The sequence below is a fragment of the Leptolyngbya sp. ST-U4 genome, assembly GCF_039962215.1.
Classification (GTDB): Bacteria; Cyanobacteriota; Cyanobacteriia; order Elainellales; family Elainellaceae; genus Leptolyngbya_A.
In genome coordinates, this window is sequence record NZ_JAMPKZ010000002.1 from 338,876 (window position 1) to 353,016 (window position 14,141).

The window sequence follows — 14,141 nt, forward strand, 5'->3', positions numbered from 1 at the left end:
CAGAGGATTCTATTCAGGACGCAGGAATTCTTTAGCTGAGTTCCAGGAGGAGGCAGGGGGTCGGTTAGAAAAGTTCGAGCTGGGTAGATTGAGGCGGAGTAGATTCGTTCAGGCTGATTTGCTCCCAGGGAAGGGGCGGCACAGAGACTTTCTGCTGTGCTAAAAGCTGCTGAAATAAGCGGGCATTTTGCGGCGAGTGAACTTCGACTGGACAGTGAACGAAGAAATACACTTGCGTTCCCTGGGTGAGCCACTCGCGAACTTGCTCGGTCCAGGTGTTGAGATAAGACAGGTTAAAATCGCGATCGGGATGGCTAATATAGCGAATCAGCGTGAACGGAGCCGTCACCACCGGCTGAAGCGGAACCGGGGGCTTGCGTCGCTCCGAGCGCAATTGCGGATCATCGGGGCAGTCATAAATGGGGCGCGTATCGAGCAGAACTCGTCCGATCCCCAGATCAGTTAACAGCGCGTTGAGATGGCTAGCGTATGGCTCTTTGAACCAGTCGGGATGGCGCACTTCCAGAGCAAGGGGCGTTTGGCTGCGCGGAAAAGCGGTGAGAAATGCGGTCAAATCTTCCAGGCGAGCCGGACTGTAGCTGGGCGGGAGTTGGGCAAACATCGGACCCGATCGCTCCCCCAGAGGCTCCATGCGTTTCAGAAAGGCGATCGTCCCCGGAATGGCAGCCGTCAATAATCCTTGATGGGTCAAATCACGCGGAAGCTTCAGGCAAAACTGAAAATCAGCAGGCGTTTCGGTTGCCCATCGCTGCACAGTCGGCGAGTCGGGGATCGAATAAAAGGTCGTATTGCCTTCCACCGTAGTAAATCGACGGCTGTAGAGCCGCAAAAACTCAGACGATCGACTGCCAGAGGGAAACAGCGAGCCGACCCACTCTTTATATGCCCAGATTGCACAGCCTAAGCGGAAATTCATGTTTTGATTCTACAGGTGGGCTGCTTCTTAAAGGAGGTTTGATAGGGATGAGGGTTTCTACATCGCTCCCTAAATCTCCCAATTGTTAATCTCCCAATTGTTAATCTCCCAATTGTTAATCTCCCATTTGTCACCTGCCGCTCTAAACGAGCTTTGTCACCTGCCGCTCTAAACTAGCGAGGGCGGACTTCGAATCCTTGTAAGGGCTCGGTTCCCTCCAAAATGGGAGCTAGGGGAGCAACCCAAATCGCGTTATTCAGCGGGTAGGCATAACCAGGATTGCAGACAAAACGGTTCCGATCGGTTTCAGTCGGGAGAGTTCCTCTAGGATGGGTAGAATCGACAGATGAACTGCGGACAGCAATGGTACGCTTTGCAAAAGGGCGATCGGCGTAATTGCAGTAAAAACTGCCTGGGGCATGGGTAAGGTCATCCAACGGTGGAAAGCCGGACTTGACGGAAAACCTTACCGTGTCCATCATCAGTAGCAAGATAGAATGGATTGGCAACCATTCTCAACATTTCGCATTAAACAGGCGAGGAGCTTCGCAGTTCATGGGAAAAGTCGTTGGCATTGACTTAGGAACCACCAATTCAGTTGTCGCAGTGATGGAAGGCGGCAAGCCCATTGTCATTGCCAATGCGGAAGGAATGCGGACGACCCCGTCAGTCGTTGCCTTTACAAAAGATGGCGAAAAGCTGGTCGGGCAAATGGCGCGGCGGCAGTCCGTCCTGAACCCTCAGAATACCTTTTACGGCGTGAAGCGGTTTATGGGTCGTCGCTACACCGAAGTCAACCCAGACGCTAAGCGCGTACCCTATACAATTCGCAGAGACGAAACGGGCAGCGTCAGAATTGTGTGTCCGCGTCTGAAGAAAGACTTTGCGCCCGAAGAGATTTCGGCAATGGTGCTGCGAAAACTGGCAGAAGAAGCGACGCGCTATCTGGGTGAATCCGTGACAGGTGCAGTGATTACGGTTCCTGCCTATTTCAACGACGCACAGCGACAGGCGACCCGCGATGCCGGACGCATTGCTGGACTGGAAGTGCTTCGCATTCTCAACGAACCCACGGCGGCAGCTCTGGCGTATGGACTTGATCGTGCCGACAATGAAACGATTCTGGTCTTTGATCTGGGCGGCGGCACATTTGATGTTTCAATTCTAGACGTGGGCGATGGTGTATTCGAGGTGAAAGCCACCTGCGGTGATACCCAGCTCGGTGGTAATGATTTTGATAAGCGCATCGTAGACTGGCTGGCGGATCAGTTTTTAGAGCAGCATGGAATTGATTTAAGGAACGATCGCCAATCCCTTCAGAGACTGATGGAAGCGGCTGAGAAAGCCAAGATTGAGCTATCGGGAACTACTGTCACCGAGATTAATCTGCCGTTTATCGCCGCCACCGAAGACGGACCCCTGCATCTCGAAACCCGATTGACCCGATCGCAGTTTGAAGGCTTTTGCAGCGACTTGGTGAACCGTCTACGTCAGCCCGTTAAGCAAGCCCTGACAGACGCTCAGCTATCGCCCGCTCGGATCGATCAGGTGGTGCTGGTGGGGGGCGGTAGCCGCATGCCTATGGTAAAGCAGTTGGTGCGATCGCTGATTGATCTGGAACCCAACGAAAACGTCAACCCCGATGAAGTCGTCGCTGTTGGAGCCGCAATTCAGGCAGGTATTCTCACCCAGGAAGTGCGCGATATCCTGCTGCTTGATGTTACGCCACTGTCGATCGGTCTAGAGACGATCGGGGGAGTCACCAAAAAGCTAATTCCCCGCAACACTACAATTCCGGTACGGCGATCGGATGTGTTCTCCACATCGGAAAATAACCAGACGATGGTGGAAGTCCATGTGGTGCAGGGCGAACGCGAAATGGCAAACGATAACAAGTCGCTCGGTCGCTTTAAGCTGATGGGCATTCCGCCTGCGCCACGCGGCATTCCGCAGATTCTGGTGTCATTAGACATTGATGCAAACGGGATTCTGCAAGTCACTGCGCTGGACAAAACCACCGGACGCGAACAGGGCTTAACGATTCAGGGAGCTTCAAACTTGAACGAAGCCGAAGTGCAGCGCATGATCCAGGAGGCAGAGAAGTTTGCTGACCAGGATCGGCAGCTGCGCGATCGCATCGAGAAACGTACCAAAGCAGAGGCTCTCACCTTTGAAGCAGAGCGGCAGTTGCGGGAAGTGGCACTCGATTTTGGCATGCAGTTTGCCAGCTCTTACCGTCGCCGGATCGAAAATCTGGTGCAGGAATTGCGCGGCTATCTGAAGCAAAACGACGATCGCGGCATCGACATCACTCAAGCAGACCTGCGCGACGCAATCTACGAATTGCAGCAGGAAGTCTATTCCCTTACCCGCGACGACGAAGACGAGAAAGATTTCTTCGGCTCAATTCGCCGCACTCTGTCCAGCATTGGCGATGACCTGTTTGGCGACGATGACGACTATTACTACGACGATCGCCGGGATTATGGACGCGACCTCTACGGGCGCGATTCCCGTCAGGACTACGGACGCGACTATCGCCAGGACTATCGCCAGGATAACGGCAGTCGTAATAACGGTCGCGATGCCTTTGGTAGTGGCGGCAGTGACTATTACAGTGGTCGAGAGGATTATAGAAAAGACACTGGCAAAGATAGCCGCAACAATCTCGGCAGAGAAAGCTTTGGTCGAAGTGACTATCGACAGGATGATTACCGGCAGGATGATTATCGCCGCAACGATTCAAGCAGGGAGAACTTAGGCAAGCCTGGCAGGGATGACTACGATCGAGCCGATCTCGGCAGGGGCAATCAGGGCTACCGGGATGAAAATCCCCGTGATTTAGACCCATTTTCCTCCCGCAATAGTCGGCGCGCCCCCGATGCAGACAACTGGGAGCAGCCGCGTGACCCAAGTCGGCGGGAACCGCGTGACCCCTATGGGGATGAGCCTCGATCGCCCCGTAATGCCGGACGCGGAGAGGTGGATCGACAGCGTGAGCCTTATGCTGAGAACGATCGCTATCTAGAAGATCGGTATGACGCAGATCGATCGCGTCCCCGTGACCCTTATGCTGAGGACGATTACCCCCAGGGGGAAAGTGCTTCGCAACGCTATCGCCGAGATGCCCGCCGCTCCTATCCGCCCAGCGATCCCTACACCAATGCGGCGGATGACGATTGGGACGATGACGACGAGTGGTAGAGGACACCGCAATGCAAAACTTCCGAAACTATTACGCGATTTTGGGAGTTTCCGCCGATGCCACGGTCGAAGAGATTAAAAAGACTTTCCGCCAATTGGCGCGGCAGTATCACCCGGACATGAACCCCGGCGATAAGGTCGCAGAGGAAAAGTTCAAAGATCTCAACGAAGCCTACGAGGTTTTGTCGGATACAACCAAACGCGCACAGTACGACAAATACAAGCGATTTTGGGACAAGGATGGCGGCAGCAAACAGCGCGGCTGGGGTAACTTTAATCGTGCTCCTGAAGACATGGACTTCGGGCAGTTTCGCGACTTCAACTCGTTCGTCGATCAGTTGCTAAACCGCCGAGACCAGCCTGCTGACCCCCCGCCTGCCCGCGACCGCGATCCCTTCCGCCCTGGCACAACCAAAACAACCTACACCGTTCCTCGCTCTGGACCCAAACCCCGTAATGCGGAGGCAACCCTCACGGTTCCCCTTGATCGCGCCTACACCGGGGGACGGGAGCGGATTCGCCTGGAAGACGGTCGATCGCTGGAAGTGAATATGCCTGCCGGAATGTTTACCGGACAAAAGGTGCGCCTGAAAGGACAGGGCATCAACGGCGGCGATTTGTATCTGACGATCGAAGTGTCACCCCATCCGTTCTTTCAGCTCGACGGAGCCGATATCTATTGTCAGTTGCCCATTACCCCTGCTGAAGCAGTGCTGGGCGGACCGATCGAAGTTCCCACGCTGGATGGCTTAGCCCGCATGATGATTCCACCGGGTGTGCGATCGGGTCAACGGTTGCGGCTGGGCGGCAAAGGATATTTGATTGACGGCGATCGAGGCGATCAAATTGTGGAAGTTCAGATTGTCACACCCAAGGATCTGACCGAGCAGGAGCGAGAGCTATACGAAAAACTGCGGCAGATCGAGACATTCAATCCGCGTGCAAACTTGCCGATTTAGTCAGGGAATAGCACAACCAGCTGTCATCTCGAATCACCACGATAAAATAGCGATCGCTCAGTCTTTTCTAGCTGCAAGGAAAATTCGATCGCTTCACCGCGCTTCGGCAATCTGACTCTCACGGCTGCACAAATTTTACAGGGGCGTTCGTGAGCCAAACTCAGAAAACTTGATTAATGGCTCGACATCAAGGACACTCCTTAAAGCACAGGTTTTAACATAACAGTACAAAGTTTTAACTTTGACAGCATGGCTAATTCGTTGAGTCGTCTCAAATCGCTTCGTCAGCCGATCGATCGCACCGCAATTGTGCTGATTTTGGCGTTAACGCTGGCAATTGGCGGACTAATCATTAAAGGCGATCGGGCAATGGCACGAGTGCGCGACTTTAGCTGGGCGGGGCGGCAGGTCGGCGCAGAAGATACAGCATTTATTCTCACTTTTAGCCGTCCGATGGATCACAGCAGCGTGGAAAGTAACCTGAAGATCGATCCACCGTTGCGCGGCAAGGTGAGCTGGGCAGGCAGACGCATGGCGTACACACTAGAAACTCCGGCTCCCTACGGAGAAACTTATCAGGTGACGCTGAACGGCATTCGCGATCGGTTTACCCCTGCCCATGATCCCCATGCCGGAAACTCGCAGTTTAGCGGCACGTTTCGCACCCGCGAGCGAGCGTTTGTTTATCTGGGTGTAGCGGGGGAAGAGAAAGGGCGACTGGTGCTGCAAAATTTGACCCGCCAGGAAAAGCGCATCCTCACGCCGCCAAACCTTGCCGTAATGGAGTTTGAACCGTATCCGCAGGGCGATCGCATCTTATTTTCGGCGACGGACTCGGCTCAGAATATGCAGAACGTGCTGGATCAGCAGCTTTACACGGTCAGCACTGGAATTCAAATTGCATCTCCTGCCAGCACCCCCACCGAACTGAAGCAGGGTGTTGCGCCTGTCGCGGTTCCGGTGAAGCCTGCGGGCACGATCGATCTCATCCTGGACAACAAAGACTATCAAAATCTCAAGTTTGACCTGTCTCCCGATGGAGAGTCGATCGTCGTTCAGCGCGCCAATCGCAAAAACCAGGCTGAGTTCGGCTTGTGGATGCTGAAAACCGGGGCAGCCCCGCAGCAAATTAAAACCGAGCCGGGCGGTGATTTTTTGATCGCGCCCGATAGCCGATCGCTTGCCATGTCGCAGGGTCAGGGAATGGCAATTTTGCCGCTCGCAACGGATGCTCAGCGACTCGACTTTCTGCCCCGGTTTGGCATGATTTTGAGCTTTTCTCAGGATGGCTCGGCAGCAGCGATGGTGAACTTTAACAGCACGCCCGGTAACCCGTCGCGATCGCTGTTTTATGTCACGAATCAAGGCACTGAAAAAGAGCTGCTCAAAACCAACGGTTCGATTCTCAAAGCACAGTTCGATCGGGCAAAGCAGACACTCTACTGCCTCTACACCAAACTGCTGCCAGGAGATTTATACCTGGAAGAACCATACATTGCCGCAATCCATTTGGAAACCGGAAAGCTCACCGATTTGCTGCGGCTGCCGCTCCAGCGCGATATTCAGGTTAGCCTCGCTCCCGACGGGCTGGGAATTCTGTTTGACCAGATTGTCGCGACCAATGACCAGAATCAGTCTGGTTCAGTTCAAACTCAAGCAGGCACGACGATCGCCAGCAGTCAGCTCTGGTTTTTGCCTGTGGTGCAAGACGATCGAGGCAATCCTGTTCAGGCACAGCCCCAAGCACTCAACATTGCCGGATTACGTCCACGCTGGCTTCCCTGAGTTCGGTATTATGGCAGGATGACTGAAACTGACAGTGAAGCTTCATTTAAATCCCTTACGAAAAGTAGATTCCATGAAAAGAATCCGTCACTTTATCATCATGCCCCTGCTGGCTTTGGTCACGGCGGGCATTCTGATTGCCTGCGCGACGGGCGGCAATAGCAGCAACAATCAAACTCCGATTCGGGTTGGCTCCAAGGACTTTACAGAGCAGTTTATCATCGGCGAAATGTATGCCTCGGTGCTAGAAAAAGCTGGGCTTCAGGTCGAGCGCAAGCTGAACCTAGGCGGAACGCCCGTGGCTCAAAAAGCACTCGAAAACGGTGAAATTGACGTTTACCCGGAATATACGGGAACCGGACTGCTTACCGTCCTGAAACTGCCGGCGAATAGCGATCAAAAAGCGGTCTTCGACACCGTTTCCCAGAACTACAAGGAGAAATTTAATCTGGTGTGGCTGGAGCCTGCTCCGATGAACAACACGCAGGCTTTGGCGATGACGACTGAAGGTTCTCAAAAGTTTGGAGTAAAAACTATTTCAGACATGGCGGCAAAAGCCAGCGAACTCACGATGATCGGTCCGCCCGAATTTGAAGTGCGCGAAGATGGGCTTCCCGGGATCAAGCAAAAGTACGGTAACTTTCAGCTTGAAGAATACAAGGCAGTCGATCCCGGTTTGCGATACAAGGGATTGGTTGACGGCGAGGCAGATGTCACCGTTGCCTTTGGTACAGACGGCGAAATCAGTGCCTTTAAGCTGATTGTGCTGGAAGACGACAAAAAGCTGTTCCCGCCCTATCAAATTGCGCCCGTGGTGCGACAGGCTGCGATCGAAAGCCACCCCGATATGCAGAAGGCGTTAAATCAGCTTGCTCCTTTGCTGACGAATGAAACTATGCAGCGACTCAACTACGAAGTCAGCGGCAAGCAGCGCGAACCCGCAGAGGTGGCAAAAGAATTTTTGCAGCAAGAAGGACTGCTGTGAGCCAGATCCGCTTTGATCAGGTATCCCTGCGGTTTCCGGGGGCGACTCGTCCGGCGGTCGATCGCTGTAGCGGCACGATCGAATCTGGCGAACTGGTCGTGATCCTGGGACCGTCGGGGTGTGGCAAAACCACACTGCTGAAGATGGTTAACCGTCTGTATGAGCCGACATCGGGCAGCATTTATCTGGGCGATCGCGATATTCGCCAGGTTTCGCGGACTGCCCTGCGGCGACAGATTGGCTATGTAATTCAGCAGGGGGGCTTGTTTCCCCACATGACCGTTGCCCAAAATATCGGGGTCGTGCCAAAGCTGCTGGGCTGGTCGCGTCCCCGCATTCAGGCAAGAATTGATGAGCTATTGATACTGGTCGAACTACCACCTCAGGAGTTTCGTCGTCGCTATCCGGCACAGCTCTCGGGCGGACAGCAGCAGCGGGTCGGCTTAGCCCGTGCTCTGGCAGGCGATCCGCAAGTGATGCTGATGGATGAACCCTTTGGGGCGATCGATGCCATCACACGCACAACACTGCAAGATGAAATTTTGCGGCTCCAGCGTCAGCTTCAAAAAACAATCCTATTTGTCTCCCATGATGTCGAAGAAGCGTTACGCCTTGCCGATCGCCTGTTAATTATGCGACAGGGACAAATTATCCAGTTCGATACGCCCTTTCGCGTTTTGACCCAGCCTGCCGACTCCTTTGTGCGAGAGCTGGTGGGCGCAAACGATATGGTGCGTCAACTGGGACTGCTGCAGGTGCGATCGGTCATGTTGACCACTGCTGAACCCTATCCAATCTCATCTGAGTTGACCCTTTCCCCAGACGATACGCTGCGCCGGGCACTCTCACTCATGCTACAAACCGGAGCGGAAAAGCTGATGGTCGTCGAGCAAGGTCGTGCGATCGGCTTCATTACCTTAGACGAAATCAGGCGATCGAGCCAACCACAACCTATCAAAGAAATGTAATTCTGGTATTGTAATTGACCTGCAATCGATCGATTCAGGCGATCGTCCCCATTGACTTAGTGCAAATGTACTTGCTATTATCGCTTCAAAGTTTAATCTTGAATCGAATCTGACGAGGGTTTATGGAAGATAGCCCCAGTATTCTTTCGCACGTTTCGATCGGCACAAACCATTTTGAACGGGCAGTTGCCTTTTACGACAGCGTGTTGCCAACGTTAGGCTGCAAACGAATTATGGAACATCCGGGCGCAGTGGCTTACGGAAAGATGTATCCCGAATTTTGGGTGCAAACGCCGATCAACGGTCAGCGCGCAACCGTCGGAAATGGTACGCACATCGGGTTTATCGCACCTACTCCAGAAGCAGTCCATGCGTTTTATGAAGCCGCGTTAGCCAATGGAGGAATCGACGAGGGCGCGCCGGGAAGCAGACCTGAGTACGGTGAACCTTACTACGGCTGCTTTGTACGCGACCCGGATGGGCACAAGGTTGAAGCGTCCTACTGGGATGAGCAGCTCATTCAAGAGCTTTATATCGACACATAATCTTTGAGCGCGGTATTACGAAGTGCAGTACAGCATTTAGAGAACATTGAGCTAGGGGACGTTCATCTAAAAAACATTCATCTAGAAAACATTCATCTATTGGCAGCAGATCGATCTAAAATGACAGCCCCAATGAATGAAAGATCTACAAATGAAAGATTTACGAAAGACTACTTGCTTGAACGGTCAAACAAATTAGACTGAGGAAAGAACTGGGGAACTTTCTTAAATTCGTTGCTTAAATCGTTGTTAACGAAAATGCTGCGGCTTTGTTCTCCGGGAGAGAAACTCAATATAACCGTCTTTGAGAATTGAGACGGATAAAGGAGTTTATAAATTGGAACAAGCTTTCGCCCCAGTCAATCTTGATGCTTATTTTCAGCGGATTGGCTATCGCAACAATGCAAATGGATTCTCTCTTGAGAATAATTATGCTCCGACGCTGGATACGCTCAAAGCAATTCATCAGCGACATCCCGCAGTCATTCCCTTCGAGAATCTGAATCCGCTGCTCCAGCAGCCCGTTCGACTTGATTTGCCATCGCTTCAGCAAAAGCTCCTTGAGCAGGGTCGAGGGGGATATTGCTTTGAGCAAAACTTGCTGCTGCGATCGGTTTTAATCACCCTTGGATTTCGCGTGACCAGTTTAGCGGCACGGGTTCAGTGGAATATACCCGAAGGAACGATGATGCCCCGAACCCACATGCTGCTGCTGGTTGACATTGACGAACAGCCCTATATTGCCGATGTGGGATTTGGCGGATTAACGCTGACTGCCCCGCTACGTCTAGTTCCTGACATCGAGCAAAGCACGTCCCATGAGCCGTTTCGATTTATCGCCGACAACCACACCTACACAATGCAGGCTAAGCTCGGCGAGGCGTGGAAGCCGCTCTACACCTTTGACCTTCAGGAGCAGCATTTGCCCGATTACGAAGTATCAAACTGGTATGTCGCAAGCCATCCTGATTCTCTGTTTGTCAATCACCTGATTGTTGCCCGACCTGATATCGACTGTCGCTATTCTCTGCGAAACAATCAGCTTTCAACGCATTATCTGAACGGACAAACCGAACAGCGCGTCCTCAAAACCGTTGATGAATTACGCACCGTACTGGAGGATATTTTTCGCTTGACCTTACCTGCGATCGATTCTTTAGATAGCACGCTCCAGCAAATCGTAAACCCCGTCAACAAGCTGTAGGGCAATCGCGGATTGATTCGATGATTGATCTGAATCATCTCGCCAGTTCTTGATCTGGTCATTCAGCCGATCGCAGGAGTGGATTTGCGGTGCTGCACCAGCGTCAGCAGTTCGTCTGGAGTCAGATTGCATTTCATTTGGGTCGATCGCAGCCGGACTGCATCGAGAATCATTTGGGTTTCCTGAGGGGCCAGGGTGATGCCGTGCTGCTGCAATAAATTGATCAGCGAATGCCGTCCCGAATGTTTGCCGATGACGAGACGATGCTGCCGCCCAATTTCTTGCGGATCGTAGGGCTGATAGGCGATCGGGTTTTTCAGAATGCCATCGGCGTGAATACCAGATTCGTGTACAAAAGCATTCTCGCCCACGATCGCTTTCCAGGGTGGAATACAGCTTCCAGAGGCTTTCGCCACAAGCTGAGAAAGTTCAATCAGCTGATGAGTTGCGATTCCCGTTTTAATTCCATAAATTTGTTTCAATCCCATCACCACTTCTTCCAGCGGTGCATTTCCGGCACGTTCTCCCAAGCCATTTACCGTTGTATTCACCGAAACGGCTCCGGCTTTGACTCCGGCTAATGCGTTTGCCGTTGCTAATCCCAGATCGTTATGCGTGTGCATTTCGATATCCAGTGCAGTAGCAGCCATTAACTCCCGCACTTTTTCATAAGTGGCAAACGGATCGAGAACGCCGACTGTATCACAGAAGCGAAAGCGGGACGCACCCCACGCTTGTGCCTGAAGCAAAACATCGAGCAGAAAGCCGGATTCGGCTCTGGAGGAGTCTTCGCCGCCGATCGCCACGTATAAATCGTGATCTTTGGCATAGGCGATCGTGTCTCGCAGTCGAGTAAGCATTTGCTGACGATCGCCCTGAAACTTAACCGCGATTTGAATTTCAGACACAGGAACCGAAATATGCACCCGCGTTAAGCCACAGGCCAGAGATGCAGTAACGTCTGCAATCACGGCTCGATTCCAGCCAATCAGCTTTGCGTTAAGCCCAAGGTGACGAACGGCAGTAATCGCCTGAATTTCGGCATCGCCCATTGCCGGAATCCCGACTTCGATTTCGGGGACGCCGATCGCGTCTAAGAATTGGGCAATTGCTACTTTTTCTTCCAGGTTAAAGGCAACTCCCGCAGCCTGTTCGCCATCGCGTAATGTAGTGTCATTAATCTGGATGAGGGGCATCAGTTCACTCCTGAAGGAAATCGAGAACAGAAACAGCGACAGAATCTTTGAGAATCGCCTTGCTCCTATTCTGATTTGAGTTGCGCCCCGCAAAAGCCGCCGTCTCAGTTCTTTTCAATTCCTCTCAAAACGTCACGTTCGATCGAAACAATGGCGTTCGATTGGGATGAAGCTACTTAAACAGGTTCTTTTGCTGCAAAACTAAACCGACGATCGAACTGCATTGAGAAACAAGTCTTGCAGTCTGCGATCGTCGGCAGTGAGGAACAGGTTAATCGGCTGAATTTCAGCAGTCTAGACAGGCACTTTTTCCAGCAAAAGCTTCGATCGCTTCACATGTTCAGGCACAGCAACAGGGTAATCACCTGTAAAGCAGGCAGAACAAAAGCTTGCGGGATCCTCACCCGTCGATTTCAGCATTCCTTCCCAGCTCAGGTACGCCAGGCTATCCACGCCGATTTGCTGCCGGATTTCTTCGACCGATTTCGTGGCAGCAATGAGCTGATCTTGAGTGTCGGTGTCAATGCCGTAAAAGCAGGGATGAGTGACAGGCGGCGAGGAAATTCTCATGTGAACTTCGGTGGCTCCCGCATCGCGCAGTGCCTTCACAATCTTGCGGCTGGTGGTTCCGCGCACGATCGAATCATCCACAATTAAGACTCGCTTCCCGACCAGCACATCCTTTAGCGGATTTAGCTTCATGCGAATGCCCGACTCACGCATCGATTGCGTAGGCTGAATAAAAGTACGCCCGACATAGCGGTTTTTGATCAAGCCTTCTGCATAGGAAATACCCGACTCTTGCGAAAAGCCGATCGCCGCCGGAATGCCAGAATCTGGGACGCCCATCACCAAATCGACATCAGCAGAAGATTCCTTTGCAAGCTGTCTGCCAATCCGCATCCGGTAGGTATAGAGGCTTTCTTCGTTCATTACGCTATCGGGACGGGCAAAGTAAATCATCTCAAAGATGCAGAGTTTCCGCTTGGTTTGCGGTGCCCACTGAACCGAACTCAGCCCTGTTTCGGTGATCCAAACTAACTCTCCGGGCTGCACATCGCGCAAATAGTCCGCGCCGATAATGTCGAGTCCGCAGGTTTCTGATGCCAGGACATAGCGAATTCCGGCATCTTCAGTTTCAAGTGTGCCGATAACGAGCGGACGAATCCCGTTGGGATCCCGCGCCCCAATAATGCCCTGCGGAGTGGCAATACATAAGCTAAAAGCTCCCTCACAACGTTTGAAGGCAGCGACCGCCCCCTGAACCCAGTCACCCAAATCACTCACAGCTTCTGCCATTGCGTGAGCGATCATCTCAGAGTCGGTCGTGGTCTGCAATTGAGCATCGGTTCGCAGCAATTCTTCGCGAAGCCGGGGCGTGTTGACCAAGTTGCCATTGTGAGCCAGAGCCAGGGTGCCCAGGCGAGTTTCAACGACTGCGGGCTGAGCATTTACCACTCGGCTCGATCCGGTCGTGGAATAGCGCGTGTGCCCAACTGCCAAATAGCCTGGAAGCTGTTTCAAAATCTGTTCGCTAAACACCTGCGATACCAAGCCCATGTCTTTGTGCAGGTGCATTTGCTGACCGTCAAAGGTCGCAATTCCTGCCGATTCCTGTCCGCGATGCTGAAGCGCATACAAGCCAAAATAAGTGAGTTTGCCGACATCTTCGCCAGGAGCATAGATACCAAATACGCCGCAGGCTTCTTCGGGCTTATCGGGTCGGGGGTCAAGGCTAGAAGATGCCATTGTGGGCTGGTCGGCAACCTGATCGGCGTGATCCGCAGAATTTGGCAGCATGGGCGCGTTTGATTCCTCCGTGGATGGGGTATTAATGGGCGATTGGTAATGTCAGGTAATTTTGTTAGGTTGCGATCGCATGGAATCGCGTCAGATTGAGCGCAAAAGCCAGGGGACTTTTTTTGAACTAGGAGCTGGGCAAAGCTGAACTAGGACACTGGACGAAAACGCTGGACTAAGACTTGGTTAAAATTGCTTAATGTCCCCTTTAACAGTAGCGTACTCTTCGAGCGTCTTGCTAGCGGAATAAAAGATGGGTCATCCGAACTCCAGAGATGCAGATATCAATCCTTGAATTGGCCTTGAATTGGATTTGGGTAGGTCAGAAGGCGATCGGGGTAGGGAATCAGGAGAATTAGGGTAGAGAACAAGGAGATAGAGGAAGGGCGAGAGATCCTGCATTGCCCCTTCTGCTTCTCTTTCTGACCCCAATTCTCAGAGGCTGACCCCAATTCTGGGAGGACTGCGAGCCGCGGAGAAAGCTTAATTTCCACACCGATTAACCTAACAAATTAACCTGTACGGGATAGCTAGCCTGTCCGATGCTCAAGCGAATGG

At 52.6% G+C, this 14,141-nt stretch carries 11 protein-coding genes; 7 read left to right on the forward strand and 4 right to left on the reverse strand.

The window, feature by feature from the left end:
* Positions 1–64: 64 nt before the first annotated feature.
* Together NDA02_RS07010 and NDA02_RS07015 are read right to left on the reverse strand one after the other, a co-directional pair.
* The gene (locus NDA02_RS07010) at positions 65–937 is read right to left on the reverse strand and encodes a DUF72 domain-containing protein (RefSeq protein WP_190794367.1); all 873 of its coding nucleotides are present in this window, start codon (positions 935–937) and stop codon (positions 65–67) included.
* 256 nt (positions 938–1,193) lie between these two features.
* Positions 1,194–1,358, reverse strand: a complete 165-nt coding sequence (locus tag NDA02_RS07015; protein ID WP_190794366.1) for a hypothetical protein — start codon at positions 1,356–1,358, stop codon at positions 1,194–1,196.
* A 134-nt stretch (positions 1,359–1,492) separates the two neighbouring features.
* Here NDA02_RS07015 and dnaK point away from each other — a divergent pair, with 134 nt between their 5' ends.
* The 7 genes from dnaK (at position 1,493) to NDA02_RS07050 (ending at position 10,587) form a co-directional block, all read left to right on the forward strand.
* Positions 1,493–4,141 carry a molecular chaperone DnaK gene (gene dnaK / locus NDA02_RS07020; RefSeq protein ID WP_190794365.1) on the forward strand — a complete coding sequence of 883 codons (2,649 nt, stop codon included), beginning with the start codon at positions 1,493–1,495 and terminating at the stop codon, positions 4,139–4,141.
* 11 nt (positions 4,142–4,152) lie between these two features.
* The gene (locus NDA02_RS07025; protein WP_190794364.1) at positions 4,153–5,100 is read left to right on the forward strand and encodes a J domain-containing protein; all 948 of its coding nucleotides are present in this window, start codon (positions 4,153–4,155) and stop codon (positions 5,098–5,100) included.
* Positions 5,101–5,349: 249 nt separating this feature from the next.
* A complete protein-coding gene (locus tag NDA02_RS07030) occupies positions 5,350–6,885 on the forward strand; it encodes a hypothetical protein (protein WP_348254701.1) in 1,536 nt (511 codons plus the stop codon).
* Positions 6,886–6,958: 73 nt separating this feature from the next.
* Positions 6,959–7,870 (forward strand): glycine betaine ABC transporter substrate-binding protein, encoded by a 912-nt coding sequence (locus NDA02_RS07035; protein WP_190792528.1) that lies wholly within the window; start codon positions 6,959–6,961, stop codon positions 7,868–7,870.
* Complete coding sequence (locus NDA02_RS07040; RefSeq protein ID WP_190792527.1) at positions 7,867–8,838, forward strand: ATP-binding cassette domain-containing protein; 972 nt, start codon at positions 7,867–7,869, stop codon at positions 8,836–8,838. Before NDA02_RS07035 ends, NDA02_RS07040 begins: the two co-directional genes overlap by 4 nt.
* Positions 8,839–8,960: 122 nt before the next feature.
* A complete protein-coding gene (locus tag NDA02_RS07045; protein WP_190792526.1) occupies positions 8,961–9,383 on the forward strand; it encodes a VOC family protein in 423 nt (140 codons plus the stop codon).
* 337 nt (positions 9,384–9,720) lie between these two features.
* Positions 9,721–10,587, forward strand: a complete 867-nt coding sequence (locus tag NDA02_RS07050; RefSeq protein WP_199296618.1) for an arylamine N-acetyltransferase — start codon at positions 9,721–9,723, stop codon at positions 10,585–10,587.
* Between the two features lie 62 nt (positions 10,588–10,649).
* On the opposite strand, the gene nifV is transcribed toward NDA02_RS07050, so the two are convergent.
* Both nifV and purF read right to left on the reverse strand, forming a co-directional pair.
* Entirely contained in the window at positions 10,650–11,783 is a 1,134-nt protein-coding gene (nifV, locus tag NDA02_RS07055; protein WP_190792525.1) for a homocitrate synthase, read from the reverse strand.
* A 294-nt stretch (positions 11,784–12,077) separates the two neighbouring features.
* A complete protein-coding gene (gene purF / locus NDA02_RS07060; protein ID WP_190792524.1) occupies positions 12,078–13,583 on the reverse strand; it encodes an amidophosphoribosyltransferase in 1,506 nt (501 codons plus the stop codon).
* Between the last annotated feature and the right edge of the window lie 558 nt (positions 13,584–14,141).